This window comes from Sphingobacterium prati (genome assembly GCF_013167215.1).
Classification (GTDB): Bacteria; Bacteroidota; Bacteroidia; order Sphingobacteriales; family Sphingobacteriaceae; genus Sphingobacterium; species Sphingobacterium prati.
In genome coordinates, this window is sequence record NZ_JABJWY010000016.1 from 302638 (window position 1) to 318380 (window position 15743).

A 15743-nucleotide genomic window follows, 5' to 3' on the forward strand; every position below is an offset into this window, starting at 1 on the left:
AATCAAAAGGCGGAGTATCACTATATATAGTGATACTCCGCATGATATCACTTTATTTCATGAAGTGATAAATCGAAGTTGTTTTTTAAATATTTGATTATTAATTAGTTAATTCTTTTGGCCTCACTGTTGTTTCTTCGCCATTATACAAAGTATTGATAAACTTTAAAGTTAAAAACATGAAAATTTTAGTTATTGGAGGCACAGGATTGATCGGAACAAAAACTGTCGCTAAGTTAAGAGCACTGGGACATGAAGTTATTGCAGCATCACCAAATACCGGTATAAATACTATTACAGGCGAAGGTTTAGCAGAAGCTGTGAACGGAGCCGAAGTGGTTATTGATCTTGCCAATTCACCATCATTTGCAGACAAGGATGTGATGGAATTTTTTGAGAGTTCGGGGAAAAATTTGTTGGCAGCCGAAATTAATGCTGGTGTTAAACACCATATTGCGTTGTCTGTTGTTGGTACCAGCCGCCTCCAGGCAAGCGGATATTTTAGGGCAAAGCAAGTACAAGAAGATCTTATTGTCAAATCAGGCATTCCTTACACGATCATTCATTCCACGCAATTTTTAGAATTTTTAGGGGGCATCGTTGCTTCTGCACAGGATGGAGATATGATCAATCTGTCTACGGCTAAAATACAACCGATCGCAGCTGAGGATGTATCTTCTTTTGTTACCGAATTCGCACTTGGCCAACCTATAAACGGAATCGTGGAAATTGGCGGCCCCGAACAATTTGAACTTGCGGGCCTAGTGCAACAATATTTGGTCAAAACAGAAAACCCCAAGGAAGTTGTTGGAAGTAAAGAAGCCTTATATTTTGGTGCACCCTTGGAAGAATTAACTTTAGTGCCTTCTGTGGATGCAAAATTGGGTAAGTTAACCTTTGAAGAATGGTTTCGTCTTAATGCTCAAAAATAAATATATGCTGATCCAAGGGCAGATAATGTCCTTGGATTTTGAAGTCTATCTATCCCTTCTTAAAAAGATTATAATTATGAAGAGTTTTTATAACACCTTTACGAGCTCTTTGGGCCGAAAATTTACAATGGCATTGAGCGGAATGTTCCTCATCAGTTTTTTGCTGGTGCATATGTCGGTCAATGCACTCATATTTTATAATGATGGCGGAGCAACATTTACAATTGGTGCACATTTTATGGCCACAAATCCCGTGATCAGGACGTTGGAAATCGTTCTTATTGTTGGATTTGTTCTCCATATTGTGCAAGGACTTCTATTATGGAAAAAAAATAGGGATGCGCGCCCCATCAAATATGCCTATCCATTGGCTACGCCTAAGATAAAATGGTATAGCAAGAGCATGACCTTGCTGGGAACACTTTTGTTGCTGTTTTTAGTGATACACACTTCCAACTTTTGGATACCAAATCGTATTCATCAGTTTCGTTATGATGAGGAGCTGCCGCTTTATGAGCTGATGCTAGAGAAGTTTAGCAACCCGCTGGAAGTATTGGTTTATCTATTTGGTTGTGTCTCCCTGTTTTGGCATCTCTTGCATGGTTTTACCAGTGCTTTTACTTCGCTGGGCATATCGCATCGGCGGTACAATGGTTTTATAAAATGGATGGGCACCAGCTTTTCAGTAATTGTACCGCTCGTGTTATTTTTGATGCCGCTGTCCATTTATTTTAAGTGGATAAATTGATTAAACAGAATTGCGTATATTCGAACTATAGCCAACTGCATAAACGTATTAATAAAAACGTAAGGGTGCTGTTGTACTGCACTTCTGTATATCATGAAAGCAAATAAAACAACCAATCCTAAAAATGATGTGTCCAAGCCGAGCATCGCATATTACCAACAAGAGCGCGAGATCCTATTAGCATTAGGCAACGATCTGACTAAAGTTCGAGACAAAAACGATCTCATCCGCCTTTTTAAAGAAGGCATAAAAGGCTTATACTTTATTACCCATACCATTGTTACGACCATCGATTACAAAGACGATACCTACAGCCCCTTTCTTCTTGACAATGATGGGTCCCCGATTCGGGATCATCCGCGTTATGCGGAAATGATAAAAGCTCGTTTTCCCCTTAAAGGCCCATTTATTCAGGCTGTATTGGATTCAACCGAGCCAGTTTCATTTGTGTTATCGGATATTATGGACGATCCGGGAAGCCCAAAATTTCTGCGTGTCAATTATGAAAAAGGAGTACGTGAAATTTTAATGGCCAAATTGATGCGTGAAGGGCATGCCATTGGCTTCCTTCATATTTATACCGATAAAATTAATGGCTTTAGCCAGAATTTCAGAGATGTCATCGTGGGTATTATTCCCCAGATATCGAGTGCAGTTTCCAATATCGTAAAAAACCAAGAGCTACTCAAAAGGGAAAAGGAGAAGACTTTTCTGCTCGAATTCAGCAGCCGAATGGCCGCTGTTCGAACGAAGGAAGAGTTAACGGAGACTGTTCGCAATGTATTAAAGCAACTTAGTCCGACGGGAAGTTTTGTCATTCGGCGAATCTGCGGTGACACGAAATCTTTTACAGAACCCTATATTTATGATTTCGGAACGCATCCCGTACCGAAAACCAAAGTGGATTGGTTCCAACAATTGCCCCTCAATGATGGTTTACAGAATCGTATTTTAACGAGTGCCATTCCTTTGTTATTTAATGTAGACCGTGAGGTGCAGCGTGGTATTTCCTCAGGTTATCTCCATTATTGGAAGTCATTGGGGATAGCGACGTTTACAGGGATACGCTTGCGGAATGGTGAGACCAATTTAGGCCTGTTGTTATTGGAGACTGCCGAAATCAATATCCCCTTACTCCAGAGCATTTGTGCGCAGATCTCAACAGCTATTTCCAATACGTTGGCTAATGAACAGCTGGTTAAAAAGCAGCAAGAGCAATCTTTTTTATTAGATTTCAGCAATGATATTACCCAATTGAGGACAAAGCAAGACCTTCAGTCAGCCATCAGTCGGGTTCTAGACAAAACCCTGTCTACAAGATTGTCCATGATTCGTGTGATCGAAGCCGATGGCATCCACTTATCTCCTTTTATGTATGATGCCGCACTGTTTGCCGACGCAAAAACCGATTTTGATAAATTGGCAAGTAATCTTATTACAATCAATGAACTATATACTGCCCAAGTATTGGCTAGCAAAGAGGGGCTTGTGTTCAATGTTGAGGAGGAAATTAAAAAAGGAAACGATTATGCCCGATTATGGAAGACCACAGGGCGAAGGAATATGTATGGCCTGCCTTTGCGGATCGGTGACAAGAATATCGGTACGATATGGTTGCTGGCGGATCAGCTCAATAAAATGCTTATTAAAGGCATTTGTTCACAGATTTCAATTGCCATTGATAATATTCGTGCCAATGAGCAACTATTGGCCTATAAAAAGAATCTGGAAATAGAGAATGATTACTTAAAAGAGCAGATCAAAACTATTTACAATTTTTCGGAAATAATCGGCAGTGGGGAGGCCATGCAGCAGGTATATCACCTGATGTCGCTCGTGGCAAGTACTGACACTACCGTTTTGATTACGGGTGAAACCGGGACTGGAAAAGAGTTGGTCGCCCGGGGTATTCATATATCCTCGGATCGAAAAGATAAAGTCATGGTCAAGGTAAATTGCGCAGCTTTGCCTGCGCATCTGATCGAAAGCGAATTATTTGGACACGAAAAAGGCGCATTTACAGGCGCCTTGGAGCGCCGTATCGGTAAATTTGAACTGGCACATCAAAGCACAGTTTTCTTGGATGAGATCGGAGAACTTCCCCTCGAAGCACAATCAAAATTGTTGCGGATTATTCAGGAACGCGAACTGGAAAGGATCGGTGGGCAGCAGACCATAAAAATTGATGTCCGGCTGATTGCGGCTACCAATCGCAATTTGGAAGAAGAGGTAAAGGCAGGACGTTTTCGGGCCGACCTGTATTTCCGGCTCAATGTATTTCCGATACACCTACCGCCACTACGTGAGCGGCTGGAAGATATCCCCCAGCTTACCGACTTTTTTATGCAGAAATACAGTCGCAATACAGGGCGTAAAATGAAGAAAATAGGATCAAAAGTAATTCAGCAATTGCGTAGCTATAGCTGGCCCGGAAATGTACGCGAACTCGAACATTTGATTGAAAGGACAATTCTTTTGACCACAACTGCAGAGATTGACTATGTTTATCTTCCTAAGGTGCATGCTGAATCTGGGCAGGAAGAGCTGCAGTATCTAAATTATTCACTCGATGAATTGGAACGCAATTATATTATCCAGGTTTTAAAGCGCAGTGCCGGAAAGATTTCGGGACCAGGAAGTGCATCTGAAATTCTGCAAATTCCTGGCAATACCCTACACTCAAAAATAAAAAAACTACATATTCGAAAGAGCGAATATTTTACCTGATTGATTATCATTTTTTATAAGATATTGAACGATGTACATTGGAAGAACCTATAAAATTACCGAATTTCTTTTCTGGACGCGACGGAATCTGTTTTTGTTGCTCTTGATCAGTATTGTTCCAGTTTTGTTATATGAATTATTGGGCCTCCAATGGTTGGTAGTACCCTGGCCCATAGTTGCTTTTTTAGGAACAGCAACAGCCTTTGTCGTGGGATTTAAAAATCAGCAGACGTATAATAGGACGTGGGAAGCACGTGACATTTGGGGGCTGAAGATTGGCATGAGCAGGGCTTGGGCAATAATGTGTCGCGATTTTATCAAAGACCGCGATATTGCACGTGAGATTGCATTTCGCCATTTGGCATGGCTTACAGTGCTGCGGTATGCGTTACGCTCCAAGCGGGCTTGGGAAAATATTGATAAGTCTTATAATCGCGAATATGCTAGCCTATACACGATTCCAGAGCGGGAAATAGCCCTGTCAACAGTACTGCAAAAATATATGCGTGAGGAAGAACTTGAAAAAGTAATTGCTGCCAGTAATCCCCTGACACAGCTGATAAGTCTACAAAGCGCCGCACTGGCGAGGTTGTCTGATACCGGTGCGCTTGATAATGCACGTTTTTTCGAATTGCATAAATATTTACGTGAATTTTCAACCCTACAAGCTAGAAGTGAAAAAATAAAAAATTTTCCTTATCCCAGGCAATATGCTACAGTTAATCGGATATTTGTTTGGCTTTTTTGTCTTCTGTTGCCTTTTGCTATGTTAAAAGAGTTTAATTCATTCAATGAATTTACAACTGGATGGATGAAGGGCCACATGGTGTGGCTTGTCATACCTTTCAGCATGATAATATCCTGGGTATATACATCATTAGATCAAGTGGGCGAGAGTACTGAAAATCCTTTTGAAGGCAGCCCCAATGATATCCCGATTTCTCACATTTGTTATACGATTGAAAATGAGATAAGAGATATATGGGGAGATGCGAGACCTGCCCAGACCATTTTTAATCCAAATAATATTATTATGTAATAGGAACAGAAGATCTTCATACCCTAAAAATTTAAATTCAGAAACGATTGATTTAATCAAGTTGAATTTGTTAGAAAATCTTGTGAAAACGAACCTCAACAATTGAATTCATTTATGAATTATCGGTTTCATTTACGAAGCGCTTATACGTTTGCTCGTAACAAATAATAAACTAGCCACAGCGAAGTGTAACTGCCCGGACAATAATGCTTAAAAAGTACTTATTTTAGTGAAAAGGATGCGTCGGATTACAGCCTAAAGCTTGTCGATGAAATTTAATGATTAATAGATGATGAATAGACTATTCCCAATATTAGTTTCCGCGATTTTATTTTCAAATTGTCACAACGATTCGAAACCTACGCCTGATAGGATAAGCGTATCGGAACAGCAAGCTGTTTTAGATGCGTTAGGCAGTCACATGCATCCTGGTATTACCGATCTTACCGAAGCAAAGCGTATTCCGGCAAATCAGTTTTTATTGGCGAGCTATTATCCATTGACTCCAGCGGAAACTAAAGCCATGGAGCTCGCATCTAAGCAACAAGGGAGCTTTGCAACGGATTTAGCGGATAGAATACATTGCACGCTCACACATGCTGAGCTTAGGAATGAAAAAAACGAAGAAGTGAATTTGATTGATACTGTTCAAAATCCATTGTATTTGCAACGTTTTGGTCTTTGGGACTATGATCATAAAAGTTGTCAAAATGTAGGTATAACGATACAAACCAGACAATTTTTTTCTAAATTAAAAGGTTCGGTACAGCTCAAATTACAAATTGATCAAGGGCCTGAAAAGCTTATTGATATCCCAATAGAAATCAGTATAAACGATACCATAAAGTAGCTCCTACGGTGGACGTAAATTTTTCAATTCGATTGCGGCCATTGGCGAAAACGTCGAACCATGAAGTCTGCAATGGTGGTGATCTTTTCAAAACAAACTATAGCTGCGCGTGGTTTTAATGTAAAAGCCGAGTATTAATCGGAACAAGATTGCTTTAAGAATGATAGATTTCGAGAAAATTTTTGCTGACGGCGTAGATTTTTCCTTTCTGGTTGAAATTGGCGCAAGGACCATTATTATGTTCCTTTTGATATTAATTATCTTAAGACTGTCAGGGCGGCGAGGTGTACGTCAGCTGACCGTTTTTGAGGTCGCGATCATCATTAGTTTGGGGTCAGCCGCCGGAGACCCTATGTTTCAGGAGGATCTCCCTATATTCTACTCAGTAGTTGTATTTATTTGTGTAATTTTAGTCTATAAATCGATTACTTGGCTTGCTTCTCGTTCTGAAAGCATTACACAGTTGTTGGAAGGGAAAGTACTGCCTGTTGTAAAAGATGGCGTATTCGATATTCAACATGAAAACGATAACAATTTTTCGAGGATGGAATTTTTTGCTGAATTGAGGAATTTAAATGTTGAACATTTAGGTCAGGTTAGAGAGGGCGTGTTAGAGATTGATGGTACTTTAAGTGTTTTGTTTTACGCCGATAGCGACGTACGGTATGGATTGCCATTGTTCCCTTCAGCCTATAAAGCAGTGACAATGGTAGAATCCTTGGTACCATATGCCTGTATGTACTGCGGACAGGTACTATTTAATCTTGAACATGATTCAACATTATGCCCCAGATGTAAAAGTAAAAAGTGGTGCAAAGCTTTAAATAATAAAAGGGTTTAAATCCCCTTTTAAGATCTGGGCCGCATATTTCACAGGCCCAAACTGCATCTCTAAATCTTCCACTTCGACAAATATTTTCATTTGCTCCAAAATGAACTCTTTTGAATTTTCAAGCATAAGCCCTGGATAAATTCAGACAATATCACTGCATCTTAAAACATTCTGGTACGAATTATACTTCTAACTGTAATATTGGTAGTTAATTCAGTAATTTATATACAGAGAACAAATTTTTTTAAAGCATATTTGTATAATGTTGATTAAAAAAGGAAGATAACGATCCCTAAATAATTCCTTTTATAAGCGAAAAAGTTATGACACTTATTTAAAAATAATCATGGCAACTATAAATCTAAAAATCAACGGCAATAAACATAGGTTGGATGTCGATCCATCGACACCTTTATTATGGGTTTTACGTGAGCATTTAAATCTTGTCGGTACCAAATACGGTTGTGGAGTAGCAGCCTGTGGTGCCTGTGTTGTGCATCTGGATGGTGAAGCTGTACGTTCATGTGTGACGAAGATAAACCGGGCGGCGGATAAAGAGGTGGTCACAATCGAAGGTATTTCTGAAAAGGGAGATCATCCTTTGCAACAAGCATGGGAACAGATTGATGTCCCACAATGTGGGTACTGTCAGTCCGGTCAGATCATGTCTGCGGCCGTCCTGTTACGGGAAATTCCCAATCCAACAGACGAAGATATTGATCTGGCAATGTCCGGTAATATCTGTCGATGCGGTACCTATCTCCGGATCCGTAAGGCCATACATTTGGCTGCAGAGATCCAGCAGGGGACGAAGTAGAAACTTGAGCAAAATATTCTGGTTATGAGATATAACACCCGACATAAAAAAGAAAAGCGACCCTATAACATAGTGGCTGCATTAGCTGTTTTGGCGATTATAATGACATTCATGGTTACGATCGCTGCAAATTCCAGATCAACAGCATTACGTGCAACAGAGGACGAGATCATTGATGACGCTGTTAAACGTGACAGCGTGAAATCCGTTGCGGCATTTTCCAAAGTTTACAGCGTATTGATCAGTCCCCGATGTGTAAATTGTCATCCGGCAGGCGATGTGCCTTTACAGGGCGATGACAGTCATTTACACACGATGTTTCCACAGCGAGGGAAGGACGGGAAAGGAATCCTGACAATGAAATGTACCAATTGTCATCAGCCTGAAAATACGCCAGGTACGCATACCCCTCCAGGTAGCCCTAATTGGCACCTTCCTCCAGCAGACATGAAAATGGTCTTCGAGGGAAAGAGCCCAAGGGAGCTCGCAAAACAAATCATGGATCCAACGAAAAACGGAAATAAAGATATGAAGGCGTTAATAGCCCATGCCGACGACGAGCTTGTAAAATGGGGCTGGCAACCAGGGGAAGGGCGGACATTACCACCATTAAGCCATAGAGAGTTTAAGGAAGCCTGGATTACCTGGCTAAAAAATGGTGCTTATGCACCTACGAATTAATTTTTCAATGTTGCAGATTAGAAAGGTAAGATATGACCAGCGCTAATAATAATATGGGAAGAAGATCCTTCCTGAAAGCCGCCCTACTTGCTGGAGGCGGTATGATCCTGCATTTTCATTGGCCAGCCGCTGCAAAAGCTACAGGCGCAGAGGCCGGCGCTATAGCAGAAGAATCGTACGAATTAAATAGTTATATCAAGATCAGCAAAGACGGCATAGTCACCTTGTTAAATCCCAATCCAGAATTTGGGCAGAATGTAAAAACCTCCATGCCCATGATCCTGGCAGAAGAGCTTGATATCGCATGGGATCAGGTTGTCGTCGAACAGGCCGATTTTTATCCCGAACGATTCAGAAGGCAATTTACCGGCGGTAGTCAGTCGATACGGCAGGGCTGGTCGCCATTGCGTACGGCAGGCGCCACAGCCAGGCAGATGCTTATCTTAGCGGCAGCAGCACAATGGAATGTCCCATCCGATGAAATTACTACGGAGCAAGGGGTTTTGCATCATCAACAGACAGGGAAAAAGGGGAGCTATGCAGAATTTGCTTCCGCTGCAGCCAAGATTCCGGTGCCCGAAAACGTAAAATTAAAGGCAGTGAAAGATTTCAGCATTGTCGGTACCTCCAAGAAAAACGTTGAGTTGAACAACATACTGACAGGCAAACCGCTGTTCGGTATGGATTATAACACTGAGGGGATGCTGATCGCCATGATAGTGCATCCACCGGCATTTGGCCTACAGCTAAAATCATTGGATGATCGCGTGGCTAAGTCAATGCCCGGAATCAAATCAATTTTTGTGATTGACTCCCTCACAGGAGCTATCGTACAGAACTCTTTTGATACGACCAGTTTTACGCGTTTTGCTGTTGTCGTAGGCAATAGTACCTGGGAAGTCATGCAAGCCAAGAAAGCATTGAAGCTGGAATGGGCAGAAGAACCCGGACGTACTTTTAAAATAGGAAGTCCGGGGCAAGCAAATGCAAAAACGACCGACGCGACTTACCCTGCAGGTTTAGAGAGCAGTGATGTGCACCGCAGGCAAATGGAAGAGTTTTCTAAAAAGCCCGGCAAAATACTCCGAAAAGATGGCGATCCCGAGGGAGCGTTTAAAATTGCTTTCAGGATCATCGAGCGCACCTATACAGCACCGTTCCTAGCACATAATACCATGGAACCCGTCAACTGCTTTGCCCATGTCACTTCAGACAGCGCTATATTGTATGGCCCCTTGCAGGCTCCTGAGTTTACGGTCGGTACATTATCCAAGCGTCTTGGTTTGCCAAAAGATAAGATACGGATCAATCTTGCACGCATGGGCGGAGGTTTTGGCCGCCGCGCGTATGGACATCATTTTATAGAGGCGGCTGTAATCTCCAAACATCTCAATGCGCCGATCAAGCTTGTTTATACACGCGAAGATGAAATGACAGCTGGAATATATCGCCCTACATATAGTGCGACCTATCGAGCAGCTTTGGATAAAGACAATAAATTGCTAGCGCTTCACATTAAGGCAGGTGGGATCCCCGAGACGCCCATACATGCGGATCGTTTTCCGGCAGGTGCAATCGAAAATTACCTCGCTGAAGGCTGGCAGATCCCGTCTAATATCACCATAGGTGCATTCCGTGCCCCGCGCTCGAATTTTATTGCTGCCGCTGAGCAATCTTTTCTCGATGAACTCGCCATGGAAATGAAAAAAGACCCCATTGATTTTCGACTCGAATTATTGGAAAGGGCGAAAACGAATCCGGTGGGCAAACGCAATGACTACGACGCCAGCCGTTACGCTGGGGTTCTGGAACTGGTTCGTGAAAAATCGAACTGGGGTAAAACAGCGCAAGGTGTTCATCGCGGTGTGTCCGCTTATTTTTGCCACAACTCGTATGTTGCGGAGGTTGTGGACCTTGTCGTTAGCAATAATGAACCAAAGGTCGAAAAGGTGGTGGCTGCTATAGATTGTGGAATTGTAGTGAACAGAGATGCGGCGACCAACATGGCCGAAGGCGCTATTATTGACGGGATCGGAAATGCGCTTTATGGCGAGCTTCCGTTTAAAGATGGCGTTCCACAGAAGAATAACTTTACAACCTATCGGCTCATACGGATGAATGAAGCTCCGCAGCAAATTGAAGTACATTTTGTAGAAAATGAACAGGATCCAACCGGATTGGGCGAACCACCGTTTCCGCCCACATTTGGGGCAGTAGCCAATGCATTATACCAAGCTACAGGAAAACGTTTTTACAATCAGCCGTTCATTAATCAGTTGACGTCAGTATAGGGTAGACATTTTACGGAACGATGCCTTATCAATATCAAAGCTGCACCCTCTACTTTTAAAAGTCCTGTTGTCGGAGAAGCTAGGGCATAAATAGAGAGGTCATATTCAAAGTGAAAAAGATGGCGTATTAAAGGTTTAATATTATTTGGAATAAATCTAAATAATTATTTATTTTGCGCACTTGGATGCACTAAAAACATGGAACTCGATTAAAACTGGCGATAGCAACAGTTTTTTGGCCTTATATGACGCGTTATATACAGCTCTGTTCCGCTACGGATTGAAAATTAATGCCGACCGTGAAGTTGTAAAAGAATCCATCCATGTCTTATTCTGCGAGCTATGGGAAAAGCGGGAAAAATTACCCATGCTAACGACAGATCCAAAATATTATCTCTTTGTATGGCTAAAACGCGTGATCTACAAACAGCGTACTTACCAAAATATACCACTGGAAGACCTGTTGCACACACCGATAGAAGATTCGATCGAATCGCAAAAAATCGCAATTGAAGAAACATTGGAACGAGATCAGGCGCTGCGTGCGGCAATGGACAACCTGACGAAAAAACAGCATCGCTATATTGAGCTAAAGTTTTTTCATAATAAGAGTTATGAGGAAATTGCGGATATGGAAAATGCAGCACTGAGAACTGTTTACAACGTTGTTTATGAAGCGATCAAAAAATTAAAAGGCTCACTATCAGTTATTATTGTGGTTATTTTAAATTTTTCCAAATAAAAATAGGTAAAAAATGAGCCTTTATTGCACTATTGTATAAACGCAATATCGAGCAATGGAACAACCTACTTTGGAAAAACTGATCTGTGATGAATCCTTTATCAATTATTGTCTACAAGCCAGGCTTGAGGATATGGAATATTGGAAACAATGGGTTGAGGCAAATCCGCAGCACCGGCAGCTTGTAAAAGATGCGAAAGGATTAGTCTCACTGCTACAGGCTGGTTCAGGTCAGACCGAGATAGCGGAGGAACGTGCCCGACTTCAGGCCTTTATCCATAAAAATGACACTCCCGTACATCGTTTACGGAATTACAGGTGGATTGGCTATACCGCTGCGAGTCTCCTATTCGTATCCATGGGTTTTCTGTTCTTAAAACGACAGTTGCCGCTAGCGGAAAATGCCACTCAAACTGAATTTGTTAGCCAATTGGTACCGACCGGTAAGTATATGAATGTCCTTTTGAGCGATAGTACCAAAGTGAAGCTCGGCCCAACGTCTACACTGCGATATCCAAAGCACTTCCATGGAGATAAACGGATAGTTAGCCTCAATGGTGAAGGCTATTTTGAGGTCACTCATGACAGCCATAAGCCTTTTGTTATTCAAACAGGTGAACTTGAAATCAAAGTGTTGGGGACATCTTTTAACGTACACGCTTTTGAAAATGATGAACTGTCAAAAATAGCATTGTTTACGGGGAAAGTGGAGGTTTCGAAGGGAGCCCAGAGATTACAGCTAAATCGAGGTCAGGCTATTATATATAATAAAAACAAAGCAACCTTTGTGGTAGAATCCTTTGATTCAGCTAAAGAAAAGGAAAATATGGCGGGAGTTTTGCATTTTGAGAAGGCTACTTTCAGCGAAATAGCCAAACACCTAAACCGAAAATATGGAATCATCGTGCATGACCGACCGGATATCGAACTGATGTATTCGGGCACCATAGGACATGAACCGTTGGAAATGGTGCTTGAAAAACTCTCCATGACAACAGCATATCGATTCAACATCGAATCCAATACACTTATCGTTCGTAAAAAATAACATCATATATCTATGTCTTCTAAATCCATCAATAGAAGCGCCCTGCTTCTTGGTGTACTTCTTTCTTTTCAGGTCTTAGTTGTAGATGCACAGCAACTGAAGATTGAAAGTAAAAATCAACCACTAAGGTCTGTTTTGAAGCAGATTGAAGAAAAATCGGGTTACAGTTTTCTCTATGACGAATCTCAGATCAATGTGGAGCGACGTATTACTATCGAGGTAAATGGAGCCCTCCCACAGGTTTTAAATCAGCTGGAACAGTTAACTTATCTCAAACTGCAGGTCTCAGGTAAGAATATTCTGATCAGTAAGGCTTCTTTGGGTGTTCTATCGGGTAGAGTTGTCGATGAGAATGGGAAAGGAATACCATCGGTAACCGTACATCTTAAAGAACTGAACCAGTATTATTTTACGGATAATAATGGCTCGTTTAAATTCCAGTTTCCGGCCCACCGGCTAAAGTCAGCAAACTTACAGTTTTCCATGATCGGAAGACAAGGGACTTCCCTTACAACTGTTTTAAATGGAACAAATAATGCCATTGCCGACATCACATTACCAACGTTGAGTGTAGGGCTCGAAGAAATAGCTGTCACTCCCCGGACCAACAGGCGACTGGAAAGCAATAGTTCACTGTATATCAACCGCGAAGTGATCGAACAGTCGGGTGCATTAAGTCTTAATGATTTATTGAGCCTTATTCCTGGACAAAAGATCGCCGCTCCCTCTTTACAACAGGTCCAGCAAGCTAATTTGAGAAGCGCAACATTGGGCACAAATTCTTTTTCCAACAAAGATCCATTTGCACTCAATAATTCTTTTGGTGTAGCGCTGATCATGGATGGGATCGCATTGTCCAACAATGCTAATATGCAGACCTTAAATGCGGGAATCTACGGTATGGGTAATTCCTACGTCAATGGCAAGATATCTGGGCTGAGTGGCAGTGATGCTGGCACGGATAATTATACCGGGGATTATACTTTTGGAGGTACCGATCTCCGCCAGATTGCCACAGACAATATCGAAAGTATAGAAATTGCCGCCGGCGTACCTTCTGTAAAGTATGGAGATATGACAAATGGTGCGATTATCATCAATCGTATTGCAGGAAAAACTCCGCTCAATTTTAATGTTCAACTCCGCGATAATGCAACCGTTTACGGAATGAGTAAAGGCTTTGATACCCGTAAGTTTGGAGCGATCACGGTTGGTGGAAATTTCACGCGCTCCTTTGAAGACAACAGGGATAAGATGAAATCCTACGATCGTGTTGGCGGAAATATCATGTGGAGCACTTTCGCCGGAAAAGAAAAAGCTTTCACCAATACCTTATCCATAGATTATGGCCGCAACATGGATAAAGTCCGTCGTGATAGCGATGATCCAACGGCTGCGGTCATGCGCTTCAAATCATATAATTTCGCTATCGGAAGCCGCGCCAACTATCGGATCGACCGAGGTTTTCTTTCCAATATCGGGTTGAATGTCCGTTATAGCGAAACTTATCAGAATACATACAAGGAACAGGACGTCAACGGTACTTATATTATCTACTCAGATGCCACCGAAACGGGCATTCATCAAGGCCAATATGCAAGCGGGATCTACCAAGCTGTAACCAATATTGAGGGTAAGCCCATCGATTTAACAGCACGCCTGGATCTGACAGGCACATTTCAGACGGGCGACCTACTGCATCAAGTGAATTTTGGGTCATTTTTCAATTACTCAAAAAATATAGGAAAAGGACAGATTGTGGACCCATCCAGACCACGCAATAATACCATCGCAGCAAATGCTGATCTTCGCAAAGAACGCTATTATGATGTCTCCCGTATTCATGGACAAAAACAACTGGGATTTTATGCGGAGGACCTTTTTACAGCGAGAATTGCTGAGCGTGACCTGAACGTACGTATTGGTACACGGTTGGACAAATTTGAAAAATATCTTACATTTTCACCACGTACGAATATTAACTATGCCATTACCCCAGCGCTGACAGTGGGGGTAGCGTATGGCTGGGCTAGCAAGGCCCCCGCCTTGGCGCAATTGTATCCAGGACCGGTATTTTATGAGATTCCCTTATTTCAGTATACCGCCTTTAATGGGGGAAGTGTCGATGAGGCAAATAGCCTCTACCTGATGTATGTAGATAAATTTACACCGGATAACAGCAAGCTTAAGCCTTCGTTGTCCGAACAGCTTGAATTTTCAGCCACCTATGAATATAAAGATTTTAAATTGGGGATGAACCTTTATAATAAAAGGAATTATAGCGAAGTCGTTACCGTCAACAGTTTTGAGAAAATCGTGCTGGACAAATACGACGATAATCCGGATCCCAATGCGGAAGTCCCCTATATTATTGATGGGACAAAACAATATAGGCTATCGCGCTATGAATTTATGAATGCTGGCGACAAAAGAACTCAAGGGATCGAACTCATGCTATCTACCCCAAAATGGATGGCCATGGCTACCTCATTTAATCTAAGGGCAGGATTGACCAAATCAGCCTATAGACCCTTGCAGAACATGGCGACATTTACCAACAACACCGACAACCCCAATCGTGCAGAGTCTGCAATATATCCAACACAGCGCAGGACGACTACGGTAAGCAATGCCGCAATTACTTCCAGTACGCATATTCCTAAGGCCAAACTGTTGATCAATTTCACGACCGAACTTAACCTCATGAATAAAACCAATACCAATGCGTCCGACGGCGTACCTATCGGTTATTATACGCAGGATGGAACCTATCATGCCATAGAAAATTTTGATCGCGACAATGTCAATTATGCGCATACGCTAAGGCCAATAGAGGAAATCAACAATCAGAACCAGCCTGCTGTCTATACAAATTTCCACTTAAATGTATCGAAAGAAATCAGCAAACGGCTAAGCTTGGCTTTCCATGTCTATAACGTATTTAATTATCGTCCACAATATAAACGTTCTGATAATTCCATGATCATTCCGAATGGTAAACCGACTTATGGTGCGCAACTCAGACTTAAACTATAA

General features: G+C 41.9%; 12 protein-coding genes. All 12 read left to right on the top strand.

The features are described 5' to 3' along the window. Positions 1-179: 179 nt before the first annotated feature. The 12 genes from HPC41_RS05000 to HPC41_RS05055 all read left to right on the top strand — a co-directional run bounded on the left by HPC41_RS05000 (position 180) and on the right by HPC41_RS05055 (position 15743). Complete coding sequence (locus HPC41_RS05000; RefSeq protein ID WP_172392899.1) at positions 180-932, top strand: SDR family oxidoreductase; 753 nt, start codon at positions 180-182, stop codon at positions 930-932. A 76-nt stretch (positions 933-1008) separates the two neighbouring features. Further along, on the top strand, positions 1009-1680 hold the full coding sequence (locus HPC41_RS05005; RefSeq protein WP_172392901.1) for a succinate dehydrogenase cytochrome b subunit: 672 nt from the start codon (positions 1009-1011) through the stop codon (positions 1678-1680). A 93-nt stretch (positions 1681-1773) separates the two neighbouring features. Next, positions 1774-4407, top strand: coding sequence for a sigma 54-interacting transcriptional regulator (locus HPC41_RS05010; protein WP_172392902.1), 2634 nt, complete (start codon positions 1774-1776; stop codon positions 4405-4407). A gap of 31 nt (positions 4408-4438) precedes the next feature. Next, positions 4439-5446 (top strand): bestrophin family protein, encoded by a 1008-nt coding sequence (locus tag HPC41_RS05015; RefSeq protein ID WP_172392904.1) that lies wholly within the window; start codon positions 4439-4441, stop codon positions 5444-5446. A gap of 289 nt (positions 5447-5735) precedes the next feature. Further along, complete coding sequence (locus HPC41_RS05020; RefSeq protein WP_172392905.1) at positions 5736-6296, top strand: hypothetical protein; 561 nt, start codon at positions 5736-5738, stop codon at positions 6294-6296. A gap of 160 nt (positions 6297-6456) precedes the next feature. Beyond that, positions 6457-7137, top strand: coding sequence for a DUF421 domain-containing protein (locus HPC41_RS05025; RefSeq protein WP_172392907.1), 681 nt, complete (start codon positions 6457-6459; stop codon positions 7135-7137). A 337-nt stretch (positions 7138-7474) separates the two neighbouring features. Then, entirely contained in the window at positions 7475-7945 is a 471-nt protein-coding gene (locus tag HPC41_RS05030; RefSeq protein ID WP_172392908.1) for a (2Fe-2S)-binding protein, read from the top strand. Between the two features lie 24 nt (positions 7946-7969). Then, complete coding sequence (locus HPC41_RS05035; protein WP_172392910.1) at positions 7970-8626, top strand: hypothetical protein; 657 nt, start codon at positions 7970-7972, stop codon at positions 8624-8626. A gap of 53 nt (positions 8627-8679) precedes the next feature. Beyond that, positions 8680-10917 (top strand): xanthine dehydrogenase family protein molybdopterin-binding subunit, encoded by a 2238-nt coding sequence (locus tag HPC41_RS05040; protein ID WP_246250398.1) that lies wholly within the window; start codon positions 8680-8682, stop codon positions 10915-10917. 181 nt (positions 10918-11098) lie between these two features. Next, positions 11099-11659, top strand: a complete 561-nt coding sequence (locus HPC41_RS05045) for an RNA polymerase sigma factor (protein WP_172392913.1) — start codon at positions 11099-11101, stop codon at positions 11657-11659. 55 nt (positions 11660-11714) lie between these two features. Then, on the top strand, positions 11715-12707 hold the full coding sequence (locus HPC41_RS05050) for a FecR family protein (protein ID WP_172392914.1): 993 nt from the start codon (positions 11715-11717) through the stop codon (positions 12705-12707). Between the two features lie 12 nt (positions 12708-12719). After that, on the top strand, positions 12720-15743 hold the full coding sequence (locus HPC41_RS05055; protein WP_172392915.1) for a TonB-dependent receptor domain-containing protein: 3024 nt from the start codon (positions 12720-12722) through the stop codon (positions 15741-15743).